Annotated in this window: 25 protein-coding genes; 13 read left to right on the plus strand and 12 right to left on the minus strand. The window is 29.4% G+C overall.

The annotated features are described in order from the left end of the window. Positions 1–4: 4 nt before the first annotated feature. The gene (locus BTO07_RS12655; protein ID WP_087521579.1) at positions 5–1,552 is read right to left on the minus strand and encodes a serine hydrolase; all 1,548 of its coding nucleotides are present in this window, start codon (positions 1,550–1,552) and stop codon (positions 5–7) included. 45 nt (positions 1,553–1,597) lie between these two features. On the opposite strand from BTO07_RS12655, the gene BTO07_RS12660 reads away from it, so the two are divergent. From BTO07_RS12660 to BTO07_RS12680, 5 genes are all read left to right on the plus strand, one after another. Then, complete coding sequence (locus tag BTO07_RS12660; protein WP_232457028.1) at positions 1,598–2,425, plus strand: alpha/beta fold hydrolase; 828 nt, start codon at positions 1,598–1,600, stop codon at positions 2,423–2,425. A 26-nt stretch (positions 2,426–2,451) separates the two neighbouring features. After that, entirely contained in the window at positions 2,452–3,573 is a 1,122-nt protein-coding gene (locus BTO07_RS12665; RefSeq protein ID WP_157663347.1) for a helix-turn-helix domain-containing protein, read from the plus strand. Positions 3,574–3,718: 145 nt separating this feature from the next. After that, positions 3,719–6,100: a TonB-dependent receptor domain-containing protein gene (locus BTO07_RS12670; RefSeq protein WP_087521582.1), complete on the plus strand. Its 2,382-nt coding sequence runs from the start codon at positions 3,719–3,721 to the stop codon at positions 6,098–6,100. Positions 6,101–6,165: 65 nt separating this feature from the next. Continuing rightward, positions 6,166–6,621, plus strand: a complete 456-nt coding sequence (locus BTO07_RS12675; RefSeq protein ID WP_087521583.1) for a YHS domain-containing (seleno)protein — start codon at positions 6,166–6,168, stop codon at positions 6,619–6,621. A gap of 2 nt (positions 6,622–6,623) precedes the next feature. Further along, the gene (locus tag BTO07_RS12680; protein WP_087521584.1) at positions 6,624–7,070 is read left to right on the plus strand and encodes a YHS domain-containing (seleno)protein; all 447 of its coding nucleotides are present in this window, start codon (positions 6,624–6,626) and stop codon (positions 7,068–7,070) included. Positions 7,071–7,165: 95 nt separating this feature from the next. Here the strand turns inward: BTO07_RS12680 and tyrS are convergent, their stop codons facing one another. Beyond that, positions 7,166–8,458, minus strand: coding sequence for a tyrosine--tRNA ligase (tyrS, locus tag BTO07_RS12685; RefSeq protein WP_087521585.1), 1,293 nt, complete (start codon positions 8,456–8,458; stop codon positions 7,166–7,168). Positions 8,459–8,521: 63 nt separating this feature from the next. Here tyrS and BTO07_RS12690 point away from each other — a divergent pair, with 63 nt between their 5' ends. Next, positions 8,522–9,529 carry an NAD-dependent epimerase/dehydratase family protein gene (locus BTO07_RS12690; RefSeq protein WP_087521586.1) on the plus strand — a complete coding sequence of 336 codons (1,008 nt, stop codon included), beginning with the start codon at positions 8,522–8,524 and terminating at the stop codon, positions 9,527–9,529. Here BTO07_RS12690 and BTO07_RS12695 read toward each other — a convergent pair. From BTO07_RS12695 to BTO07_RS12710, 4 genes are read right to left on the minus strand one after another with little or no spacing between them, the layout of a single operon-like run. Then, a complete protein-coding gene (locus tag BTO07_RS12695) occupies positions 9,513–10,007 on the minus strand; it encodes a DUF4296 domain-containing protein (protein WP_087521587.1) in 495 nt (164 codons plus the stop codon). The genes BTO07_RS12690 and BTO07_RS12695 overlap by 17 nt on opposite strands. A gap of 1 nt (position 10,008) precedes the next feature. Continuing rightward, positions 10,009–11,349, minus strand: coding sequence for a dihydroorotase (locus BTO07_RS12700; RefSeq protein WP_087521588.1), 1,341 nt, complete (start codon positions 11,347–11,349; stop codon positions 10,009–10,011). Positions 11,350–11,358: 9 nt separating this feature from the next. Next, the gene (locus tag BTO07_RS12705; protein WP_087521589.1) at positions 11,359–11,820 is read right to left on the minus strand and encodes a GNAT family N-acetyltransferase; all 462 of its coding nucleotides are present in this window, start codon (positions 11,818–11,820) and stop codon (positions 11,359–11,361) included. 10 nt (positions 11,821–11,830) lie between these two features. Continuing rightward, entirely contained in the window at positions 11,831–12,553 is a 723-nt protein-coding gene (locus BTO07_RS12710) for a polyprenol monophosphomannose synthase (RefSeq protein WP_087521590.1), read from the minus strand. Positions 12,554–12,635: 82 nt separating this feature from the next. Between BTO07_RS12710 and BTO07_RS17695 the strand changes: the two genes are divergently transcribed. The 4 genes from BTO07_RS17695 (at position 12,636) to BTO07_RS12730 (ending at position 16,261) form a co-directional block, all read left to right on the plus strand. Then, complete coding sequence (locus BTO07_RS17695) at positions 12,636–13,277, plus strand: DUF4271 domain-containing protein (protein ID WP_157663348.1); 642 nt, start codon at positions 12,636–12,638, stop codon at positions 13,275–13,277. Positions 13,278–13,294: 17 nt separating this feature from the next. Then, positions 13,295–14,041, plus strand: coding sequence for a uroporphyrinogen-III synthase (locus BTO07_RS12720; protein ID WP_087521592.1), 747 nt, complete (start codon positions 13,295–13,297; stop codon positions 14,039–14,041). 203 nt (positions 14,042–14,244) lie between these two features. Further along, positions 14,245–15,249 (plus strand): sugar kinase, encoded by a 1,005-nt coding sequence (locus tag BTO07_RS12725; RefSeq protein ID WP_087521593.1) that lies wholly within the window; start codon positions 14,245–14,247, stop codon positions 15,247–15,249. Between the two features lie 508 nt (positions 15,250–15,757). Continuing rightward, positions 15,758–16,261 (plus strand): nicotinate-nucleotide adenylyltransferase, encoded by a 504-nt coding sequence (locus BTO07_RS12730; protein ID WP_087521594.1) that lies wholly within the window; start codon positions 15,758–15,760, stop codon positions 16,259–16,261. Between the two features lie 138 nt (positions 16,262–16,399). On the opposite strand, the gene radA is transcribed toward BTO07_RS12730, so the two are convergent. From radA to panC, 6 genes are all read right to left on the minus strand, one after another. Beyond that, positions 16,400–17,761 (minus strand): DNA repair protein RadA, encoded by a 1,362-nt coding sequence (gene radA, locus BTO07_RS12735; RefSeq protein WP_087521595.1) that lies wholly within the window; start codon positions 17,759–17,761, stop codon positions 16,400–16,402. Between the two features lie 78 nt (positions 17,762–17,839). Then, on the minus strand, positions 17,840–18,121 hold the full coding sequence (locus BTO07_RS12740) for a type II toxin-antitoxin system RelE/ParE family toxin (protein ID WP_087521596.1): 282 nt from the start codon (positions 18,119–18,121) through the stop codon (positions 17,840–17,842). Further along, complete coding sequence (locus BTO07_RS12745) at positions 18,111–18,335, minus strand: addiction module protein (RefSeq protein WP_087521597.1); 225 nt, start codon at positions 18,333–18,335, stop codon at positions 18,111–18,113. Before BTO07_RS12745 ends, BTO07_RS12740 begins: the two co-directional genes overlap by 11 nt. Before the next feature lie 205 nt (positions 18,336–18,540). Next, positions 18,541–19,485 carry a lysylphosphatidylglycerol synthase transmembrane domain-containing protein gene (locus BTO07_RS12750; RefSeq protein ID WP_087521598.1) on the minus strand — a complete coding sequence of 315 codons (945 nt, stop codon included), beginning with the start codon at positions 19,483–19,485 and terminating at the stop codon, positions 18,541–18,543. 2 nt (positions 19,486–19,487) lie between these two features. Further along, positions 19,488–19,838, minus strand: coding sequence for an aspartate 1-decarboxylase (gene panD, locus BTO07_RS12755; RefSeq protein WP_036825265.1), 351 nt, complete (start codon positions 19,836–19,838; stop codon positions 19,488–19,490). A gap of 25 nt (positions 19,839–19,863) precedes the next feature. Continuing rightward, the gene (gene panC / locus BTO07_RS12760; RefSeq protein ID WP_087521599.1) at positions 19,864–20,715 is read right to left on the minus strand and encodes a pantoate--beta-alanine ligase; all 852 of its coding nucleotides are present in this window, start codon (positions 20,713–20,715) and stop codon (positions 19,864–19,866) included. Positions 20,716–20,812: 97 nt separating this feature from the next. Between panC and BTO07_RS12765 the strand changes: the two genes are divergently transcribed. Genes BTO07_RS12765 through glmS form a run of 3 tightly spaced genes read left to right on the plus strand, consistent with a single transcriptional unit; the run spans position 20,813 to position 25,080 of the window. Then, complete coding sequence (locus BTO07_RS12765) at positions 20,813–21,622, plus strand: glycogen/starch synthase (RefSeq protein WP_087521600.1); 810 nt, start codon at positions 20,813–20,815, stop codon at positions 21,620–21,622. A gap of 7 nt (positions 21,623–21,629) precedes the next feature. Continuing rightward, positions 21,630–23,198 carry a DUF4270 family protein gene (locus BTO07_RS12770; RefSeq protein WP_232457029.1) on the plus strand — a complete coding sequence of 523 codons (1,569 nt, stop codon included), beginning with the start codon at positions 21,630–21,632 and terminating at the stop codon, positions 23,196–23,198. Between the two features lie 25 nt (positions 23,199–23,223). Then, positions 23,224–25,080 (plus strand): glutamine--fructose-6-phosphate transaminase (isomerizing), encoded by a 1,857-nt coding sequence (gene glmS, locus BTO07_RS12775; protein ID WP_087521601.1) that lies wholly within the window; start codon positions 23,224–23,226, stop codon positions 25,078–25,080. The last annotated feature ends 337 nt before the right edge of the window (positions 25,081–25,417 follow it).

Genomic DNA, 25,417 nt, shown 5'->3' on the forward strand with positions numbered 1-25,417 from the left:
ATAATTATTGCTTTTTAAGTTTTAAATCACCAAAATCGAAACTAAAATCTGTAATTGGTGCAATAGGCTTCATAGTTGCTTCAACTGCATTTCCTTTTTCATCAAAAGTAAACTGTACAAAAACATCTGCATCAAAACTTCTGTTATTCCATTTTGCAACGTATGTTGTTTGGTTGTATGGTAGTAATTCGCCAATCAATTTAGAAGAACGCTCACATTTTATGCTGTAAGAATTTCCATCATGAGAAATAAGTACGTTTCCAAACCAATTATCAGTATAAGTACCAATAATCTGATATGGTTTTGGTACGCTTTTATCGGTTTTAGCAATTTCTGCTTTAGAGAAAATTTCAGCTTTTAAATCGTCGTTATATTTTAAATATTTGGTATTATTTTTCCCTAATTTTTCTAGCCAATTTCTATTTTCATACCCTAAATACGTGTCTTTAATTGTATTTGTAATCGTATTAAATGCACTTCCATTCATTTGATTCGTTAACACTACAATTGCCAAATCTAAATCTGGAATCATCGTAAACTGAGTAACTGTACCCAATAAACCACCGGTGTGATACACTTGTTTGTAACCGCCTTTTACATCCGTTAAAAACCAACCTAAACCATAACCTCTAAAATTAGAATTGAAAGAATCGTTTTTTCTTACTTTTAAAGGAGTTTGTAATTGCCAAAGTTCATGAAATTCTTTTTCACTTAATATGCGTTTTCCATTTTTGGTAACTGCATCATTCATTAAAAAATTTGCCCAAATAAGCATGTCTTTTACGTTACTTATAATTCCGCCTGCAGGATTTGCAGTTTCGCTCCAATCATGCGGAATTTGAATCACTTTTCCTTCTGTTCTTGTGTGAGCGTCAATAATATTTTTTCTATTTATAACTCTATTGTAAGACGCTTTACTGTTGTTCATTCCAACAGGTTTCATAATTCTTGTTTCAATAAATTCTTCCCAAGAAAGACCACTTACACGTTTTAAAACTTCACCTGCAATAATAAACATATTGTTATTATACGCAAATTTACTTCTAAAAGAAGTTTTTGGTTTTAGGTATTTTACATTGTTAATCACATCAGAAACATCAAAATTATTTCCTTCAGGAAAAAACATTAAATCTCCAGCGCCTAAACCCATTCCGCTTCTGTGAGTTACTAAATCTCTCACCGTAAATTGTTCCGTTACCCAAGCGTCATATAACTGAAATTCTGGAATGTGTTTTCTTACTTTATCATCCCAATTTAGTTTTCCAGCATCTACCATCATTGCCAAAGCAAAACAAGTAAAACCTTTACTGTTAGAAGCAATACCAACTAAGGTATTTTCGTTCATATCTTTTTTATTGGTTAAAGAACGAACTCCATGACCTTTTGCATAAACGATTTCACCGTCTTTTAAAATACCAACAGAAATACCAGGAACATCAAAAGTTTTTAAGGTTTCTTTTACTAAATTATCGAGATTTTTCTCGTCAATTTGAGCGTTTAAAGTTAAAGAAAGTGTAAAGAGAAATAGAAGTACTATTTTTTTGAAAAACATAAGTTTAAATTGTGATAAATTCTCATCAAATATAGTAAATACTTTATGATGTTTTCAATTTCTAAAAGCGAATCAAATGCTATATTTGTTTCCATGATTTTAGAATATAAAAAGGCGAATATTTTTTATACAGATCAAGGAAAAGGAACTGCAATTGTTCTAATTCATGGGTTTTTAGAAAATGCCACTATGTGGGATAAAATTACTCCAGAATTAATCAAAAAGAATAGAGTTATTACCATTGATTTGTTAGGACATGGAAAATCGGATTGTTTGGGTTATGTGCATTCTATGGAGTTGTTTTCAGAAACAATAGAAGCTGTCTTAAAACAGCTAAAAATTAGGAAATATATTTTGGTAGGCCATTCTTTAGGAGGTTATATTTCTTTAGCTATTTCCAAAATGAATCCCAATAAAATAAAGGGATTATGCTTGCTTAATTCAACTTCTAATGAAGATTCTAAAGAGCGAAAAAAATTAAGAACAAGAGCAAATAAAATGGTGCAAAATAATTTTGAAACAATGATAAAATTATCGGTTTCAAATTTGTTTCATCAAGAAAATTTATTGAAATTTAAACAAGAAATTGAGGTTGTAAAAAAGAATGCTTTACAAACTTCTGTTCAAGGTTATATTGCTGCCAATGAAGGAATGAAAAATCGCCCGAATTTAAATCAATTTTTAAAAGATAATAATTTTAAAAAGTTGATAATTATTGGAGAGAAAGATCCTGTTTTAGATTTTGAAACCTCTAAAGAAGAAGCTGAAATAACGAACTCAGAATTTGTTGTGTTTCCTGATGGACATATGAGTCATATTGAAAATAAGAAGGAATTGATTACTACTTTAAAAGATTTTGTAAAGAGTTGTTAAACTTTATTTTAAGTATATTTGAATCTATGGATAACGCATCAACAATTCCCTTTTTAGCAATTATTATTGTGGTGTTTTTTCTGTTTTTCTCTGTTTTTCTATTTACAGTAAAAACAGAAAAAAAATTAAGTAATATTTTATTAGCAACTTTTTTAGTTGTGGTTGCTATTGATATTAGCGCTTTTTTCTACACAAATTTTCTACAACTACCTTTAGCATTAGAAATGCTTCGAATTCAAATTTCAAATTTTAAAGACCCGCTACTTTTTCTATATATATTATCTATTATTTATTCAAACTTCAAACTAAAGAAAATACACTTTGTACATCTTTTACCTTGGTTAATATGTGTTGTTGTATTAATCCCTAATTTTTTTCTTGTTGATGAAGAATCTAAAATTCAGTTTTTAAATAATTTTAATGAAACAAGTGAAGGTAAATTTTTAAGTTTTTTAGGATATGCTATTTCTCTTATTTATTTTGTTGCAGAGCTCTACTACGTAATAAGATACCGAAAACTATTATTAGAAAATTATACTGACAAAAATGCATTTAAAAATTACAAATGGCTGAAACAGTTACTAATTTTGATTACTGTTGGGCAAGTTCTTACCATTATTAAAAACGTTTCTCGTCAAGGGTATTCTGCTGAGGTAACAGATATTCTTCGAATAATAACTTTAACATTTGGTGTTTTTCTGATTTTTTGGTTGGTATTTAAAGCATTAAATTCTCCGAAACTATTTAGAGGAATTGATGTAAATTTAGTGGCATCTAAAGAAATTGTATTGGATGAAAATCTAAATACAAAAACTGCTCAACAAATTGAATTGTTAAAAAAATATATGGAAGACAATAAACCTTATTTAAATCCATCTTTAACCATTAGAAATTTAGCTTTAGAAATGAATATCTCTATGAGGGAATTATCTGTTTTAATCAATCAAAACCTGAACCAACATTTTTTCGATTTTGTAAATGAATACAGAATTAAAGAAGCAATGAAAATCTTGAAAGACCCCTCTAAAAAAGCCTTTACAGTTTTAGAAATTTTATACAAAGTTGGCTTTAATTCTAAATCTTCCTTTAATACTGCTTTTAAAAAGCATACAGGTTATACTCCAACACAATATAGAAAAACAGCTTAAAATCAAATTGTTAACGTAAAGTCGAACGATTGTAAAATATAGTCGAACTCATTTCTACTTAAGAAAAGAGTTCGACTTTGTGTTTTCGGTCGCACAGGTTTCTTTTGTATCGCATTTTTGTGAAATCAAATAAAACACAAACAAGATGAACAAAAAGATTAAGTTTTTAGGATTGGTTGCATTACTACTTACAGGAATGCTAACAGCACAAACAATTATAGGAAAAGTAACTGATAAAAACGATGTTATTCCGTTTTCGAATGTTACAATTACTGATAATCAGAATAAAATAATTGCAGGAATAACTTCTGATGATAATGGGCTTTTTGAATTAAAAGTTGCCAAAGGAATGTATACAATTACGATTAGTTATTTAGGCTATAAAAATTGGACTAAAGAAATTAACGTTCATCAAAACCTCAATTTAGGAACTATTAAAATTTTAGAAAATGCACAAGCATTAGATGAAGTTATTGTAAAAACTGAAAAAAGAATTTTAGAACGTAAAATTGATAGATTGGTTTTTAATGTTGAAAAAAGCATTGCTTCTACTGGTGGAAATGGTTTGGATGTTTTAAGAATTACTCCTGGGGTTCAAATTCAAAACGGAACAATAGAAATTCTCGGAAAAGGTGCAACTCAAATTATGATTAATGGTAGAATTTCTCCATTACAAGGAGATGAATTGGCAAGTTTTTTAAGTGGTTTTTCAGCAAGTGATATTAAAAAAGTTGAGGTAATTACAAATCCGCCTGCAAAATATGAAGCATCAGGAAATGGGGGTTTAATTAATATTATTCTAAAAAAAGGAGTACAAGATTCTTGGAAAAATTCTACCACAATTTCTTACAATCAAAACAGGTACAACTTTACAACACTTGCTAATAATTTCTTCTATAATAAAGGTAAGGTTTCTTTCTCTGGAAGTTTAAATGCAACGAAAGGTGCTTTAGAAAATTTAGAAATGTTGCAGATTAATTATCCAAATAATTTTTGGGATATTATTATTGACGCCAAAGAACCTCAAAATCAATTTTCTGGTCGTTTTTTAATTGATTATGCAATCACTAAAAAAACAACTTTTGGTTTGCAATATTTAGGTGGTACATCAAAAAACAACAATGAAACAGAAACAAAATCTAATATATTTGACACCAATAATACTTTAGAAAAATCATTATTAAATGAAGCCAATACAAATACAAATAACAAAAGTCATTCTGCAAATTTTCACTTAATTACACAATTGGATAGTTTGGGTAAAAGCATTTCTTTTGATGCTGATTATTTTACCTTTACTTCTGATAGAGATTTAGATTTTTTTACAGAAACTTTTGATAATATTGGAAATTCTCAAGGAAAAACCTCATCAGCTTTAAACAATGCTGATCAGAAAATAGAAAATTTCAGTTCTAAAATTGATGTAACACATCCTTTAAAAAAGATAAAACTTTCTTATGGTCTTCAAGCGAGTTTTACCGATACAAATAGTGGTGTTTTGTTTTTTGACAACCTTTCTGGATCACCAATTTTAGATCAAAGTCAGTCTACAAGATTCAAATACAAAGAAGATGTTTTGGCGGCTTATTTTTCTGGAAGCACAAATTTAAACGATAAATTGCAACTACAATTTGGGTTGCGTTTTGAAGACACAAAAACCAAAGGATTAAATGTAGATTTAAATCAAGAAAACATCAATAATTACAATAAGTTTTTTCCGAGTTTATATTTCTCTTATGCAAAAAGTGATTCCAATAACTTTGGTTTTTCTTATGGAAGAAGAATTAATAGACCTAATTTTAGAAATTTAAATCCATTTCGTTTTTACATAAATGATAATAGTTATAGTGTTGGTAATCCATTTTTACAACCTTCATTTTCAGATAATTTTGAGCTGTCACATTTATACAAAAACAATTTTAGTACAAAACTTTCTTTAAGTATTACAAATGATGGTTTTGGGGTGTTTTTTAATACGGATGTTGCCAATCAAAATCAAATAATAACAAGAGAAAATTATTTTAAAAAATATACATATCAATTAGAAGAAAGTTTTTCTTACAATAAAATCTCTTGGTTCAAAAGTCAAAACAGTATTAATTTATTAGCTCATATTACTCAATTAACCAAAAATACTAATGCAGAAATAAATGACGGAATTCAGTTTTATGCAACATCAAACAACACTTTTATTTTAAGCGAAAGCACAAAACTACAAGCCAATGCTTGGTATAGTTCTTTTCATAACGATGGTTTATTTAGTATTGACGAAATGTTTCATTTATCTTTAGGCTTACAACACGATTTTAAAAACAACATTAAACTTTCTATGCTTTTTAGCGATGTTTTAAATACGGGGAGTTTAAGAGATTACAATTCTACAGTAAATAATATTGAACAGAGTTATAGTCAAAATCGAAGCTCAAGAAGCTTTCGAATATCACTTTCTTATGACTTCGGAAACAAAAAAGTAAACGTAAAAGATAGACGTTTTGGAAATGATGATGAAAGGAGAAGAAGTAACTAAATATTCTTAAGGTTTATTCTGTAATTTTTCAACTATTTCTTCGACTATTGGTAAAAATCAAATCGATGAAACAGTTTATACTATTATTTTTTTTAGGAGTTTCTACAATTTTATCCGCACAACAAATAGATTACAATACTAAGAAAGGTTATGTAGCTGAAGGATATGATGTAGTTTCATATTTTGTAGAAAGTAAACCTGTAGAAGGAAAAAATAAATTTCAAACTACTTATGATGGCGCAAAATTTAGGTTTTCTTCAGAAAAACATTTAAATATGTTTACAGAAAATCCTAAAAAATATGTTCCACAATATGGAGGATATTGTGCCTATGCAGTTGCAGAAAAAAACATTAAAATGTATATAGATGCAGAAGCTTTTGAAATTAGAGATGGAAAATTATATTTATTTTATAGTTCTTTTTTTGGTAATAAATTAGACGATTGGCAAGAAGGAGATACCAAAAAATTGAAAATAAAAGCAGATAAAAACTGGGAAAACTTAAAAAATAAAGAAGATTAATAATGAAAAAATTCGGATTTCTTTTTTTACTGATCTCATTTACTGCATTTGCACAAAAGCACGATTACAATACCAAAAAAGGTTTTGTTGCAGAAGGCTATGATGTTGTTTCTTATTTTAATAACAAAGCAGAAAATGGAGATAAAAAGTTTGCAACAAAATATGATGATGTAAAGTTTAAGTTTTCATCAAAAGAAAATTTAGAAACCTTTAAAAAATCACCTAAAAAGTATGTTCCAGCTTATGGAGGATATTGTGCCTATGCAATTGGTTTAAAAGGAGAAAAAGTATCTATAAACCCCAAAACATTCGAAATTAGAGATGGTAAATTATACCTTTTCTACAATTCTTGGGGAACAAATACTTTAGAATTGTGGCAAAAAGAAGGCGCAGAACAATTAAAGACAAAAGCAGATAAAAACTGGATTAAGATAAAAGAACAAAAATAAGCGAAAGCAGGCTTGGGGGAGTTTGTGAATGAAGAGGAAAAGAAAAGAGCTGAATTAATTCAGCTCTTTTCTTTGTTATAATATGTAAGATAGTACTATTCTACTACTAGTAAATAATACGTTTTTTTACCACGTTGTAATAACACATATTTATTTGCAATTAAATCTTCTTTAGTAATTGTAAAATCTTCTTTTACCTTTTCTTTATTTACAGAAATTGCATTTTCTTTTAAAGCTCTTCTAGCATCTCCATTCGATTTTAAGAAGTTTGTTTTTGCTGCTAAAGCACCAATCATATCTAATCCTTCTTCTATATCTGCAGCAGAAACTGTAGCTTGTGGTACACCATCAAATACATCCAAAAACGTTTGTTCATCCAAAGATTTTAAATCAGAAGCTGTAGATTTACCAAATAAAATACTTGAAGCTTTTAAAGCATTCTCATATGCTTCTTTACCGTGTGTTAAAATAGTAACTTCTTCACCAAGTGTTTTTTGTAATAAGCGTAAATGCGGATTTTCTTTATGCTCTGCAATTAAATTCTCTATAGTTTCTCTACTTAAAAAAGTAAACTTTTTAATAAAGTTTTCAGCATCTTCATCAGAAGAATTTAACCAATATTGGTAATATTTATAAGGAGAAGTTCTATCTGAATTTAACCAAACATTTCCACCTTCAGTTTTTCCAAATTTTGTTCCATCTGCTTTTGTAACCAAAGGAACTGTAATTGCGTACGCTTTTCCTTGTGCTTTTCTTCTAATTAATTCTGTACCTGTAGTAATGTTTCCCCATTGGTCAGAACCACCCATTTGTAGTTTACAATTTTTCTCTTTGTATAAGTGATAAAAATCGTATCCTTGAAATAATTGGTATGTAAATTCAGTAAAACTCATTCCAACAGAAGATTCAGAACCTAAACGCTTCTTAACAGAATCTTTAGCCATCATGTAATTTACAGTAATATGTTTACCTGTATCCCTTACAAAATCGATTAGAGAAATATCTTTCATCCAATCGTAATTGTTAACTAATTCGGCTTTATTATCTGCAGTAGCATCAAAATCTAAAAAACGCTCTAAATTTTCTCTAACTCCAGCAATATTTTTTTCTAAAGTTGCTTCATCTAGTAAGTTTCTTTCGGCAGATTTTCCAGAAGGATCTCCAACCATACCAGTTGCACCACCAATTAAAGCAATAGGATTATGACCAGCGTTTTGAAAGTGTTTCAAAATAAAAATTTGAACCAAGCTACCAATATGTAAAGAGTCTGCAGTTGGATCGAAACCAATATAACCAGCAGTTTTATTTTCTAATAAATATTCTTCTGTATCAGGCATGATATCATGTAATAATCCACGCCAACGTAATTCTTCAACAAAGTTTGTCATTTTCATAAAATTAATCGAGGGGCAAATATACGTTTATCAGCTAAAAAAACATAAATTCGTCTTATGATTTTAGTTACTGGAGGAACAGGTTTAGTTGGCGCTCATTTATTATATCATTTAATAAAGAATGATGAAAAAATACGTGCTATTTATCGTTCTGAAAATAGAATTGAAAAAGTAAAAGAAGTTTTCTCTTTTTATACGGATGATACTTCTCTAATTTCAAAAATAGAATGGTTTAAAGCTGATATTACAGATGTGCCTTCTATGATTCCTGCTTTTATAGGAATTGAAAAAGTATATCATTGTGCCGCATTAATTTCTTTTAACCCGAAAGATTACAGAGAAATGCGAAAAGTAAATATTCATGGAACTGCAATTATTGCAAATCTTTCTATTGATGCAAAAGTTGATAAAATTTGTTTTGTAGGTTCTATTGCTTCTATTGGTAGTTCTGCAAATGGAAGTTTAATTACTGAAGATTGCGAATGGAATTCACAAGAAAATAACAGTGATTATTCTATTACCAAATTTGGAGCAGAAATGGAAATTTGGCGTGCTAGTCAAGAAGGAGTTGAAGTTGTAATTGTAAATCCAGGTGTTATTTTAGGAAGTGGTTTTTGGGAAACAGGATCAGGTAAATTATTTACCCAGGTTTATAATGGATTCAAGTATTTTACTGAAGGAATTACAGGTTTTGTAGGCGTAAAAGATGTGGTTAAATCAATGATTTCATTGATGAATTCTAATATAAAAAACGAACGTTTTATTTTAGTTTCAGAAAACAAATCATTCAAAGAAATTTTCTTTTCAATGGCAAGTTCTTTGGATAAAAAGCTACCTTCAAGAAAAATTAAACCTTGGCAAACAGCTATCTTTTGGAGGTTTTCTTGGTTACTATCTGCAATAACAGGTAAGGAGTCTTTGTTAAGTAAATCTTCTGCTAAAAGTGCACATTCAATTTCTAGATATTCATCAGAAAAAATTGAAAAAAGTTTACATTTTCAGTTTAAAAAAATTGATAATGTTATAAAAAGTGTTTCTAAAAATTATCCTAATCCCTACTTATAGGAACTTCCTTTTTCAGATCAAGACTTTTTTTAAGATTGGTTTTAATAGTGTCTAAAATCATTTCAGAGATGTCAAGAGTATCTAACTTTTTCTTCTTATTAATTTTTTTAATAGAATCATTTCTAACTGAATCTTTTCTTGTAACTATTTTACCATAAAACTCTTTTTTCTTTTCTAGTTGAGTCTTAGCATCGGTTATAATTTCTTCATACAAATCTATTTTAGATGTATAGTAATAGTTACTTCTTTGAAAACGAGCACTGTCAATCTGGTATTTGTCATAAACAAATCCCATATAATTAATTTTCGTTTGCTTGTTTATGTTTTTTACAAACTTAGAAGAAGAAGCAATCATCATATCTTGCATTAAAAGACTCATTGTATCACTAGGAATCAAGTCTTCTGGTTCCTTAAAAATGGTATTACTTGTACAAGAAGCAAGAAAAATAAAAAGAAGTAAGTAGCTTAGTTTTTTCATTTTATCTATTAAAGGTTATTCTTTTCCCTTTTGTTTCATCATTAAAAACACCATTATTATACATTAAGTTTCCATTGACAAATGTATGTGTAATTGTTGATGAAAAAGTTGTCCCTTCAAAAGGAGACCAACCACATTTGTATAATATATTGTCTTTAGAAACTGTTTGTGGTTTATTTGTGTCAATTAAAACTAAATCAGCAAAATAGCCTTCTTTTATAAAACCACGTTTTTCAATTTGAAATAATTTTGCAGGATTATGACTCATCTTTTCAACTGCTTTTTCAATTGAAATTACACCTTCTTTTACTTTCTCTAAAATAGCAGTTACTGCATGTTGTACTAAAGGTCCGCCACTTGGTGCTTTTGTGTATACGTTTGTTTTCTCTTCTAAAGTATGAGGAGCATGATCTGTTGCTAAAACATCAATTCTGTCATCTAAAAGCGCTTCCCATAAACCTAATCTGTCTTTTTCTGTTTTTACAGCAGGATTCCATTTAATATGTGTTCCTTTCTCAGCATAATCTTTATCAGAAAACCATAAATGATGAATACAAACTTCTGATGTAATTTGTTTTTCTTCTAAAGGAATATCGTTTCTAAAAAGCTCCGTTTCTTTAGCTGTTGAAACATGAAAAACATGCAATCTAGCACCAGTTTTCTTAGCAAGTTCAATTGCTTTTGAAGACGATAAATAACACGCTTCTTCACTTCTAATAATTGGGTGATATTTTACAGGAATATCATCACCATATTTATCTACAAATTCTTGTGTATTTTTTCTGATAGTAGCTTCATCTTCACAATGAACAGAAATAATCATTTTTGTTGATGAGAAAATTTTCTCTAAAACAGCTTCGTCATCAACCAACATATTTCCTGTAGAAGAACCTAAGAATAATTTAATTCCGGCTACTTTTTTAGGGTCTGTTTTTAATAATTCTTCTAAATTATCGTTTGTTCCACCAAACATAAAAGAATAGTTTGCATAAGAATCGTTTGAAGCAATTGTAAACTTATCTTCTAATAATTCTTGGGTTGTAGCTTGAGGAACTGTGTTTGGCATTTCAATAAAAGTAGTAATTCCACCAGCAACAGCAGCTCTACTTTCTGTGGTAATATTCGCTTTGTGTGTTAAACCAGGTTCTCTAAAATGAACTTGATCATCAATAAAACCAGGAATTAAAAATTTACCTTCAGCATCAATAACTTCAACATTTTCTGTCGCCTTTATTTCTGTTGAAATTTCTTGTATTATTTCGTTTTCAATTAAAACATCACCTAAAAAAGTGTTGTTCTCATTTACGATTCTTGCGTTTTTTATTAAAGTTGATTTTGCCATTTTTTCTTCTTAAATATCCATTCTCATATTAACTAAAATTTTGGTAAACCCAAAACTTTCGTAAGCTTTTACTGCACTAATATTATTGTCATATACATCTAATCTTAGTTCTTTTAGAGCTTTTTCTTTAGCCCAATCTTTTAAAGATTCTAAAATTAGAGTACTAATTCTTTGTCCTCTAAAGTTTGGTTTTACATACATAAAACCAATATATCCATGTTGTGGGTTTTTCTGGTATATTTTAGAATTATCTATTCTAGCATAACCACAAGCAACTATTTCTTCATTAGAAACTGCCACGATAAAATAAATATGTTCTGCAGCAATTAATTCTGGGATGTTGTAATAGCTTAAAGTTCCTTCACCTAAAAAAGGATCTAAAGGTTTTTCTGCTGCAACAACTCCTTGTTCAAATTCTAAGAGTGTTTGTAAGTCATTTAAATTAGCAATTCTAATTGAAATTTCACTCATAATGGTTCATTTATTTAGGTAAACCTTTTAACTTCATTTTTATTACACCAAATAAAGCTTCAGAAATTATGTTTCCACTCATTTTAGAAGTTCCTAAAGTTCTATCTGTAAAAACAACAGATACTTCTTTTACGTTATAGCCATGTTTCCATGCTTTAAATTTCATTTCTATTTGAAAAGCGTAGCCTATAAACTTTATTTTATCTAATTGTATTTTTTCTAAAACTTCTCTTTTCCAACAAACAAAACCTGCAGTGGTATCAAACAACGGAATTCTAGTTATAAAACGTACATATTTTGATGCAAAATAAGAAAGTAACAACCTTTTCATATCCCAATTAACAACGTTTACTTGATTATTAACATATCTAGAACCAACAGAAACATCACCACCTTCTTTTTTACAAGCGTTATATAGGCGAATTAAATCTTTTGGATTATGAGAAAAATCGGCATCCATTTCTATGATATAATCATACTTTTTTGCAATTGCCCATTTAAAACCATGAATATAAGCAGTTCCTAAACCATGTTTACCCAATCTTTCTTCTAAAAAAAGACGATTTGGAAATTCTAAAATTAAGTTTTTTACGATTTCTGATGTTCCATCAGGAGAATTATCATCAACAACCAAAATATGAAAGTCCTTTTCTTGGTTAAAAGTAGCTTTAATGATAGCTTCTATATTCTCTTTTTCGTTGTAAGTGGGAATTATGACTAACGTGTCTGACATAAATTAATTTTCATGTAGTAAGAAAGCAAATATACATTATTTAATTACTAATTTTGTGTTAATCTTACCAAAACAAAAAAAGGTGCAAGCACTAGAAAGAACTATAATTGATACTAACTGGATTACCATATTATTGGTGGTCTTATTAGCCTGTATTTTTCTTTTAAAAGGATTAAGTGTTCTTAGATTAAAAGGAAATGCATTCTCTATTATAAGTAATAGTTTTATTGAAACAGAAATAGAAGAGAATTATTCTTTTTTCAATTTATTTCAAAGTGTGATTTTTGTTTTTTCAATGCTCGTCTTATCGTTATTAATGTATACCATTTTGTTGTTTTACGCTTCCTCAATAGAGCAAGGGTTTTATGTCTTTATGAAAATTACAGGTGTTGTTTTTTCTTATTTTTCTATTAAATGGTTGTTAGAATTTTTGTTTTCTCATTTATTTAAGATCGAAAAGCAAGTAAAATTCTTTTTATTTTCTAAGTCGAGTTATTTGTATTCTGTTTCATTTATTTTGCTAATAGGTCTTGTTTTAGTTGAGTACTCTCAATTAAACACTCGTTTTTTAGTTTATTTTTCAGTGTTATTATTTTCAATTCGTTTTATATTACTGATCGTTCGTAATAAAAAGCTGGTTTTTAGCGAGTTGTTTTATTTTATTTTGTACCTTTGCGCCTTCGAAATAGCGCCGCTATTTATACTGTTTAAATTGCTGTTTTAACTACAAAAAGAAAGCGTATGAAAGTGAAAACGATTTTAGTATCGCAACCAGAACCAAAGACAGAAACATCTCCTTATTTTGACTTGTCTGATAAGCAAAAAGTAAAGATAGATTTTAGACCTTTTATTCACGTAGAAGGTATGACTGTTAAAGAAGTAAGAGGAGAAAAAGTTGACTTAAATAACTTTACTGCTATTATTTTAACAAGTAGAAATGCCGTAGATCATTTTTTTAGAATTGCTGAAGAAATGCGTTTCAAGGTGCCAGATGCAATGAAGTATTTCTGTCAGTCTGAAGCTGTAGCTTACTATTTACAAAAATATGTAGTGTACAGAAAACGTAAAATTTATGTTGGTACCAGAACATTTGATGATCTAACAAAATTAATAAAGAAACATAAAACTGAAAAATACTTATTACCAAGTTCAGATAAATTAAAACCATTAATTCCTACAGAATTAGATAAGTTAGGAGTAAAATGGACGCGATTAGATTTATACAGAACTGTAGTTAGTGATTTATCTGATTTAGAAAATGTTGTTTACGATGTTTTAGTGTTCTTTAGCCCATCAGGAATTGATTCTTTATTTAAGAATTTTCCAGAATTTAAACAAAAAAACACAAGAATTGCAGTATTTGGTAATTCTACAGTGAAAGCAGCTACAGAAGCAGGTTTAAAGTGCGATATAACTGCACCTTCACCAGAAACACCTTCTATGACAATGGCTTTAGATAATTATATTAAAATTGTAAATAAGAAATAATTTCTTCTAAATTCTTACACTGAGCTTGTCGATGTGTAATTCAGAAACGTATTATAAAATTGATGAAAACCGAGCAGAAATGTTCGGTTTTTTGTTTTATACAGTTTTTTACTAGTAGGCTTTTGAATCCAATATTATTGTGAGTTTCCTATTTTTTGAATATATTCAAACAGAATAAATTAACAAAAAATAAACACAGTAAGATGGCTAAAAAATTGATAACATTTGGTGAAGTAATGATGCGTTTATCTCCTCCAGGATATTCAAAATTTTCTCAAACAACTTCTTTAGACCTTGTCTATGGTGGAGGTGAAGCAAATGTTGCAATTTCTTGTGGTTATTTGGGTATGCAAGCAGCTCATGTAACTCGTTTTCCAGAGAATGCGCTTGGCAAAGCAGCTACTCAATTTTTACGTAAACATTGGTTGGGTACAAAAGATGTTATTTATGAAGACAATATGATCGGTAAATATTTTCTAGAAAAAGGAGCTGTTCATAGACCTAGTGAAGTCATTTATGAAAGAGAAGGATCTGCTTTTTCTCTAATAAAACCAGAAATGGTCAATTGGGAAGAAGTGCTAGAAGGTGCAGATTGGTTTCATTGGACAGGGATTACGCCAGCAATTTCAGAAGGTGCTGCTCAGTGTTGTTTAGAAGCTATAAAAACTGCAAATAAAATGGGTATTAAAGTTTCTGGTGATATCAATTCGCGTAAAAATATGTGGAAATACGGTAAAACCATGCAAGAAGTTATGCCAGAATTAGTCAAAAACACAGACATTGTAATTTCTAGTAATCGTGGAATTTATGAAATGTTTGGTATTGGAGAATTTGGAGGTGGATTTAGTAAATCAGCTAAATTATTAATGGAAAAATTTCCAAGAATTCAAAAGGTTGTAGGTAAAACAAGAAAATCTATTAGTGCTTCACATCAACAAATACAAGGTAAAATGTGGAATGGTAAAAAATTTATTAAAGCAGAAACATTAGATGTAACACATGTTATAGATCGTGTTGGTACTGGAGATGCCTTTGCTTCTGGTTTAATTTATGGATTATTACATTATGATAATGATATGGACGCTTTAAATTTTGCAACAGCTGCCTGTGCATTAAAACATACAGTAGAAGGAGATGTAAATATGGTTTCTGTAGAAAACGTAACGAGTTTAATGGGAGGTAATACTTCTGGAAAAATTAAAAGATAAATTATTTTTAGAAGCTATTTCCTGCTTTCCACTATATCTTTTTGCAAAAAAGCAAAAAGGATGCCGTTTCAATCCGGGCTAAACTTGTTTGTTGGCTATCTGCTTTATTGAAATTAGCTTTTTTATTATTGATTTTTTCACCTCAAAAAAACGAACTCCTCTACGTGAGATGAACTGAATTCAATAACTACTTATATAAGTGATTAAAACGGGCGTTATATCACTGTTAACGTTAGCGAAAATCAGGAAAAATGAGAAGTGTCTATAATATTTTCGTTAGACATTACGTCTGACAAAACAACTGATGTAGAGGGTTTCCATATTTACATATCTTATCAATAACTCTTTCTAAGTGAGAGTAGTCTATTAAATAATTGAATAATAATTATTTATAAATCATTATTATCTAGCTGACTAGAGTCATTGTGGGAAGATAATAAGTGTATTAATTTTGAATAAAAGGATGTGAAAATATCCATTATTGTTAATAATTTTAAAAAAATAAATTATGAAGAAATTAATTATTTTATTATTTGTTGTTGGTATATCTCTGCCAGCATTTGCCCAAGATCCAATAGAGTTGTCTGAAATAACTATTCTATCTAGAAATTATAGGTATTTAGATAAGATTAATTCTGAAAAAGTAGCTGTACCAGTTAAATTACTACAAAGAAAAGCTGCTGCTTATGATGTAACAAAATCAGATTTTTATGATGATGATTATGATTACTATACAGTTTCATTTTTTATTCCTAAAGGAAAAATTGTTGCAGTTTATGATAAAGTTGGTAATATTACTCGTACTATAGAAAAGTATAAAAATATAGCAATACCAAAAAAAGTAGCAACAGCTGTTGTAGAGCGTTTTCCAAAATGGGTAATCTCTAAAGATGTTTATTTAGTGAGTTATAGTGATGATAAAAAAAAGGCTAAAAAAGTATATAAATTAACCTTAGAGAATGGTAACAAACGCTTAAAAGTTAAAACTGATGCTAATGGTAAATTTTTATAAACCATTAAATTTTCTAGATTAAAACAGGAAAACAATATGTTTTCCTGTTTTATTATATTCTAAAATTTAGAATAATCGTTGTTATTTAAAAGTTAGTTATTTTCTGTCTTACTGCTAATCAATTTTAAAGAAAAAAAATTAAGCAAACAAGGTTGCAAAAGCTTCTTCAATCTTACCAACTAAAACCAATCTTATTCCGTGGTTTTTAGAAGAAATCTTATTGTATTTAGAGGCAACTAAAGTTTTGTAACCTAACTTTTCTGCTTCTGTAATTCTTTGGTCTATTTTAGAAACAGGTCTTATTTCTCCCGCTAAACCAACTTCTGCGGCAAAACAAACATTTGGGTTAATGGCAACATCTTGGTTAGACGATAAAATTGCAGCAACAACTGCTAAATCTATTGCTGGGTCATCTACATTTATTCCTCCAGTAATATTTAAAAAGACATCTTTTGCACCTAATTTAAAACCGGCTCTTTTTTCGAGAACCGCTAAAATCATATTTAGCCTTTTTAAATTATAACCGGTTGTGGAACGTTGAGGTGTTCCATAAACAGCAGTAGAAACTAAGGCTTGTACTTCTATCATTAGAGGTCTAATTCCTTCTAAAGTAGAAGCAATTGCAGTTCCGCTTAAATCAGCATCTTTTTTAGAAATTAAAATTTCAGACGGATTAGAGATTTCTCTTAATCCGTTTGAAAGCATTTCGTAAATTCCTAATTCTGATGTAGATCCAAATCTGTTTTTTTGAGATCTTAAAATTCTGTAAGTATGATTTCTGTCTCCTTCAAATTGTAAAACAACATCCACCATGTGTTCTAAAATTTTTGGTCCAGCAATGTTTCCATCTTTGTTTATATGTCCAATTAATAAAACCGGAGTTGCAGTTTCTTTGGCATACTTTATAAGTTCTGCAGCAGTTTCTCTAATTTGAGAAATACTTCCAGGAGAAGCTTCTATGGAACTTGTATGTAATGTTTGAATAGAATCTATTACTAAAACTTCTGGTTCTGTTTCTTCAATATTTTTGAAGATATTTTGTGTGTTGGTTTCTGTAAGGATTAAACAATTAGAACTATTAGCTTCTAACCTGTCTGCTCTCATTTTTATTTGAGATTGACTTTCTTCTCCAGAAACATACAATACTTTCTGACTGATATTTAAAGCAACTTGTAATAATAAAGTAGATTTACCAATCCCTGGTTCTCCTCCTAAAAGTGTTACAGAACCTTTTACCAATCCACCACCTAAAACGGTGTCTAATTCGTTGTTATTAGTTACAACTCTTTCTTCTGGGTTTAACTGAATATCAGCAATTTTTAAAGGTTTATTTACGTTCTGCTTTGCAGTTGTAGACTGTTTCCAAACTCTTTTTTCTTCTTTTTGTATTACTTCTTCTACAATGGTATTCCATTCTTTACAAGCACCACATTGCCCTACCCATTTTGCATGTTGCGTTCCACAGTTCTGACAGAAAAAAGTTGTTTTGGTTTTAGCCATTTTTATATAAGTTGCAAGGTTTGAAAGTAACAAAGTTACAAAGTTTATCAGTTGTAATGGATAAACTAAAAATAACTTTTATTTTGGTGATTTTTGACTTGTATGAAGAATTGCGTGAACGAAAATGATGTTATTCTCTAAAGTATAATGAATTCCGTATTTGAACCTCTTTGTAAAAGTAATTCTAATAGTTTTATATCTTTTTTGAAATAGATTTGGGTTTTCTTTAATTGTATCTAAAACAATTGAAATTTCAGTGAATAATTCTGCGGCTAAATTTATGTTTTTAGTATTGTACCAATCTAAAGCTTCTAAAAGTTCTTTTTCAGCTTTTGGTTTAATGACGATTTTAAACGCCATATTTAGTTGATAAATCTGCTTTTATTTGATTCCAATCTTTACCACTTGTTGGGTTTTCTTTGTGAAGTTCTAATCTGTGGTCTAATATTTTTTTATGTTCATCAGAAATAATGTTGTCTGAAACATTATAGATAGCGGCTACTTCATTCAAAACATTTTTATCTGTTTCTGAATTCTGTTTCTCTAAGGTTTTTCTTTTTTCTTCTGAGTCCATAGAAGTTGCTTTTTATCAAAGATAATGAATTAAAAGATAGGAGTTTACTGCTCTATTTTTCTAAAAGTTAGCAAACACTCGCGTTAGCGATTGAATGGCGTGTTTGAACTCTTTTTATTTTTATAAAAAAGCGAGTAATGAAAGCGCGACCTTTAGGGAACGCCCAACTTCTCGATACAATTTTTTAAAAAAAAATCATTCGAAGTTATTTATTCTTATTGTAAATTGGTAAAAGTAAAAATGCCAAACCTCCAAAAACGATAATCATTGCAGTTTGTGCGGTCCACATAATCCAACCAAAAGCGGTTGCAGGTTCTGTAGGAATATCGAACAAAGCCAAGGCGCCAGCTACAGCAATTGGGTATAAACCAATTCCGCCATTTGTTGCAGCAATAGAAAATCCACCAGCAATAAAGCCGATTAAAATTCCGCCAAAAGGAATGTGTAAACCTTCAATTGCAGGGATTGTTGCCCAAAACATTGCAATATACATTACCCAAATAAATACGGTGTGAAAGATAAACGCCCATTTATTTTTCATTTTAAAAATACTGGTAACTCCTTCTGCTAAACCAGAAACAAAGGTTTTTATTTTTAATAAAAATCCAGATTTTGCTTTCTTTACAAATGAAGTTAATATGTAAAAACCAAGAATTACAACTGCTAAACCAATAATGATTTTAGTAGGATTGAAATTCTTTGTTAAGAGCTCGTAAATAAAATCGAATTGCACAAAAAGTGTGATTACAATGATGGATAACATCATAATTAAATCGGCAATTCTTTCTGCTACAATGGTACCAAATCCTTTTTCAAACGGAACGTCTTCGTAGTTTGTTAAAACCAATGCTCTAGAAACTTCTCCTGCTCTTGGCAATGCTAAGTTTACTAAATAACCAACTAAAACTGCTAAAACACTGTTTGTGTATTTTGGTCTAAAACCTAATGGTTCTAGCATAAATTTCCATCTGTAAGCTCTAGATAAATGGCTTAAAATACCAAAGAAAAGCCCTAAAGCTATCCAACCATATTTTGCTTCTTTAAAATATTTACCTAATACTTCTAAAGAAATACCAGAGATAGAGTACCAAACTAAAAAACCTCCCAAAACGAGAGGTAATATGATTTTTAAAATCTTTTTAATATTCAAACCTATGTAAGTGTATTATCTTTTTCGTTAGGAAAAACTAAAGATGGTTTAAAGTTTTTTGCTTCTTCAAAGTCCATAAATCCGTAAACGATTAGAATTAAAACATCATTTACAGCAACTTTTCTGGCAGCAGCTCCGTTTAATGTAATTTCTCCGCTTCCACGAGGTCCTGGAATTGCGTATGTTTCTAAACGCTCTCCATTATTATTGTTCACAATTTGAACACGTTCTCCTTCAATAATGTTGGCAGCATCCATTAAATCTTCATCAATGGTAATGCTTCCTATATAATTTAAATCTGCACCTGTAACTTTTACACGATGGATTTTTGATTTTACAACTTGTACTAACATATGGCAAAAATACTATTTTTTTTGGTTAATCGTTTTTTAATCGAATGTTGTCTATCAATCTTATTTCTCCTGCGAATACTGCAATAAAAGCGCGGTATTTTTTGTTAGATTCTTTCTTTTTTACGGTTTCTAATGTTTTTTCATCAGCAATCGTAAAATATTCTAACTCCAAAGAAGGGTGTTTTTTAAATTGATTTTCTGCCCATTCAGTTACTTTAGTAGCATTTTCTGTGCCAAATTTACTACGAACTTTTTTTAGCGTTTTATAAATAAAAGGTACTGCAGTTCTATGTTCTTTAGTAAGTCTTGTATTTCTAGAACTCATAGCCAAACCATCTTCTTCTCTAAAAATAGCACATCCTTTAATTTTAACATTTAAACGATGCTTTTTTACCATTTTTTTAATGATTTGTAGCTGCTGAAAATCTTTTTGACCAAAATAGGCTCTATGAGGTGCTACAATTTCGAACAATGTTTTTACAATGGTACCAACTCCATCAAAATGACCATCTCTAAATTTTCCTTCCATTTGATGTTCTAAACCATCGAAGTCAAATTTTTCAGATGAAATATTCTCTGCATAAATTTCTTCCACTGAAGGAAAAAATAAGACATCACAAGATACACTTTCTAATAATTTAGTGTCATTTTTAAAAGTTTTTGGGTATTTTACTAAATCCTCTTTATTGTCAAATTGAGTGGGATTTACAAAAATACTGACAACAACTAAGTCATTTTTCTTCTTTGCTTTTTTAATTAAGGACAAATGACCTTCGTGTAATGCACCCATAGTTGGGACAAAACCAATAGTTTTATTAGCCTCATTTTGAGCGTTTAAGTAAGATTTTATTTCTTGTTTAGTATTGAATATTTTCATCCTTAGAAATTAAGTAAAGTCTGCAAACTTACCATTTTAACACGATATTAGCATAATAATTTGTATTTTTGCGCTTCGTATAAAAGAGATTGATTTAATGAAGGACAAGAGAATATTATTTGTTTCATCGGAAGTAGTTCCATATTTACCAGAAACAGAATTATCGTCAACAGCTTTTAATGTTGCCAAAAACGCACATTCTAAAGGTGTACAAACAAGAATTTTTATGCCAAGGTTTGGCGTTATTAACGAGCGTAGACACCAATTACACGAAGTAATTCGTTTATCTGGTATGAATCTGGTAGTTAACGACATGGATATGCCTTTAATTATAAAAGTAGCTTCTATTCCTAAAGAAAGAATGCAAGTTTATTTTATAGACAATGAAGAATATTTTAAAAGGAAAGCCGTTTTTACAGATGAAGATGATGAGTTGTTTGAAGATAATGACGAGCGTGCAATTTTCTTTGCAAAAGGAGTTGTAGAAACTGTAAAGAAATTAAACTGGGCGCCAGATATTATTCATGTTCATGGATGGATGGCCTCTCTTTTACCTCTTTATTTAAAAGAATTTTATAAAGAAGAACCTTTGTTTACAGAAAGTAAAATTATTACTTCTTTATACGATAACCCTTTTGAAGGTAGTTTAGATGAAGCTTTAGCTGAAAAGTTAGAGTTTGATAACATAAATGACGAAAAAATAGCAACAGTTAAAATACCTAGCTTTACTAATATATTAAAAAGTGCCATTGAAAACTCTGATGCAATTATACATGGTAGTGAAACAATTTCAGAAGAATTGTCTACTTTCTTAGAAGGAAAGGAAATACCTGTTTTAGAGCATCAAGTTGAAAACATGAAAGAAAGTTATTTAAATTTTTATGCTGATTTAATTGCAGCGAACTAATTATTATATGTTGAGGAGAATTTTTGAAAAAAGCACATATGTTGTCGCTTTAATATTGGTGTTTACAGCTGTTATTTCTTGTGAAAAAGATTTTACAGACATTGGTTCAAGTATTATTGATAATACAAAATTTTCTACAAGTTCTATGACTGTAGATGTTGAGATGAATAATAGTGCTATTACTAAGGTTAAATCAGATAATTTATCTGCAGAACCTGGGCAATATTTATTAGGAGTTCATGCAAGTGATGATTATGAGAAAATTGAAGCTTCAATTGTTTCACAACTTTTAATCAATACAGGTTTTCAAGTAATTGATGATGCAAATGTTTATGATTCTGATACTACAGTTGTAACTACAATAGATACTGTTTTCTTAAGATTACCCTACCAAGCAACTTTAAATGATGATAGTACTGGTTATGATTTAGATTCTATAATTGGTGATAAATCAAAAGCATTTAATTTAAATATTTATGAAACAAGTACTTATTTAAGTAGTTTAGATCCAGCAAATCCTGCAAAAATAAATAGTTATTATTCTAATGATGTATTTGAAAAAACAGGAACTGAGCTAAATATTAGTAACAATTTTCAGTTTATTCCAAAAGCTACAGATACAGCAATTGTAATAAAAAGATGGTTAAGTAATGGTGCGTTGTCTTCTAACGACACTATTAGTTACACAAGTTCTACAACTTCAACAATTCCTCTTCCTTTTGCGGTAATACCTTTAAAAGAAGATAAAATTAAAGAATTATTTTTAGATAAATATGAATCATCAGAATTTAATTCTCAAGGAGCATTTAATAATTACTTTAGAGGAGTTATTTTAGAAGCAACAGGAGACGAAGGTTCTTTAGTTTCTCTTAATTTTAGTAGTACAATTAGACCATCAATAGAAGTTTATTATACAAATACTGTTTTTACAGGAGGTGCAATTATAGATACAATTCAGAAAAATGATAGTTTTTTGTTATCAGGAATCAGAGCAAGTACTTATAAGATGGAAGATAAAGTATATCCTGTAAATGAAAATGTGATATTACAAGGAGCGGCAGGAAACGAAGCTACAATAAATATTTTTGGAGCTGACACTGATGGAAATGGATTAGCAGATAAGATAGAAGAATTAAGAGCTAAAAATTTATTAATTAACGATGCCTCTTTAACAGTCTATATTAATCAATCGGCAGATATTACAGCAATACCTTATCAATTATTTCTATATAAAAGTGACGAGAGTGCGAACCCAGTTTATAGTCATATTAAAGATGTTTATACAGAAGGCACAACAACTTTTGGTGGTTTATTAGAAAGGAATAGTGACGGTGAACCAGAGAAATATACTTTTAGAATTACAGATTATATTTCAGATATTTTAAGTGGAGAGACAGATTATTCTCCAACTTTAAGATTAAAAGTAATCAACGCGACAGATTTACAGGCAGTTACAGATACTGTTTTTAGTAATTTTAATTGGAACCCAAAAGCTGTTACTCTTTTTAATCATTCTGCTATTAATGATGATAAAAAGATGGAACTAAAGATTTCGTATTCAGAGGAAAAAAAATAATCAATTAACAAAAAAAAGAATTGTTATGTGTGGAATAACGGGTTATATTGGTTTTAGAGATGCGTACCCAATTGTTGTTAATGGTCTAAAGAGACTAGAGTACAGAGGGTATGATAGTTCTGGAATAATGATGTATGATGGTAAAGATATACAGCTGTCTAAAACGAAAGGAAAAGTTTCTGATTTAGAAGCAATAACTAATAAAGAAGAAGGAAGAAGAAAAGGAAATATAGGAATTGGACACACACGTTGGGCGACTCACGGAGTTCCAAATGATGTTAATTCTCATCCACACCTTTCACAGTCTGGAGATTTAGTAATAGTTCATAATGGAATTATAGAAAACTATGATTCTCTTAGAAAAGAATTAATTTCTAGAGGATATACCTTTAAAAGTGATACAGATACAGAAGTTCTTGTTAATCTTATAGAGGAAGTAAAGAAGCAAGAAAACTGCAAACTTGGACAAGCTGTGCAATTGGCTTTAAACAATGTAATTGGAGCTTATGCTATAGCTGTTTTTGATAAAACAAAGCCAAATGAGTTGGTAGTAGCTCGTTTAGGAAGTCCTATTGCTATTGGAGTAGGAAAAGATAATAAAGAGTTTTTTGTGGCTTCAGATGCTTCACCTTTTATTGAGTATACTAAAAATGCTATTTATTTAGAAGATGAAGAATTAGCAATTATTAAGATTGGTAAAGGCATAAAAATTCGTAAGATTAAGGACGATTCTATGGTTGATACCAATGTTCAAAAACTTAAACTGAGTTTAGATCAAATAGAGAAAGGTGGTTATGAACACTTTATGTTAAAAGAGATTCATGAACAACCGAAAGCTATTATTGATACTTATAGAGGTAGAATGTTACCTAAAGAAGGTATTATTAAAATGTCTGGTATAGACGACAATATTAATAAGTTTTTGAACGCCAATAGAATTATAATTATTGCTTGCGGTACTTCATGGCATGCTGGTTTGGTTGGAGAGTATTTATTAGAAGATATGGCACGTATTCCTGTAGAGGTTGAGTACGCATCAGAATTTAGATATAGAAATCCTATTATAAGACCAGATGATGTTGTTATTGCAATATCTCAATCTGGTGAAACGGCAGATACTTTAGCCGCTATTAAATTAGCAAAATCTAAAGGAGCTTTTGTTTTTGGAATCTGTAATGTTGTAGGTTCATCTATTGCAAGAGAAACTCATGCTGGTGCTTATACGCACGCAGGACCAGAAATTGGAGTAGCTTCAACAAAAGCATTTACAACTCAAATTACTGTTCTTACATTAATTTCTTTAAAATTAGCAAAAGCAAAAGGAACAATGTCTGATTCTGCTTTTAGAATGTATTTGCAAAAAATGGAATTAATTCCAGCAAAAGTAGAAGCGCTTTTAAAGATTGATGAAAAAGTTAAAGAAATTGCTGCTGTATATAAAGACGCTAAAAATTGCTTGTATTTAGGAAGAGGATTTAATTTTCCTGTTGCCTTAGAAGGAGCTTTAAAGTTAAAAGAAATTTCTTACATTCATGCTGAAGGGTATCCTGCTGCAGAAATGAAACATGGGCCAATTGCTTTAATTGATGAAAATATGCCGCTTTTTGTCATTGCTACAAATAAAGGTCATTATGAAAAGGTAGTTAGTAATATTCAAGAAATAAAATCAAGATCAGGTAAGATAATTGCTATTGTTACTGAAGGAGATACACAGGTTAAAGAAATAGCAGACCATGTTATTGAAATTCCTGAAACGGAAGAAGCATTAACACCTTTATTAACTACAATTCCTTTTCAGTTATTATCATATCATATTGCTGTAATGTTAGAGAAAAATGTTGATCAACCAAGAAATTTAGCAAAATCAGTTACTGTTGAGTAGCTAGTATTGTTTTTTGATATAAAGAAAAATCCAGCTTTTTAGTTGGATTTTTTTATTCCCAAAATTCAAAAACAATAGGTATTTTTAACAAACTTTATACACAGGTTTACTTGAAAATGTTATCAAAAAAAGGCAGTTTATTCTTCAATAAAACAATGTTTAAGTCCTTTCTTTTTTCTTCTTTATAACCAAAATAAATAAGTATATTTTAAATTAAACTAAGGGAATATTTTCTTTAATTTTAAAAGTCATAATTACAATTTATGAGTTTGATTGACATCAATTTAAATATTTTAAACAAGATTATATGTTTAAAATAAGATAGAAATTATGCCTA

The organism is Polaribacter sp. SA4-12, from assembly GCF_002163675.1.
Lineage (GTDB): Bacteria > Bacteroidota > Bacteroidia > Flavobacteriales > Flavobacteriaceae > Polaribacter.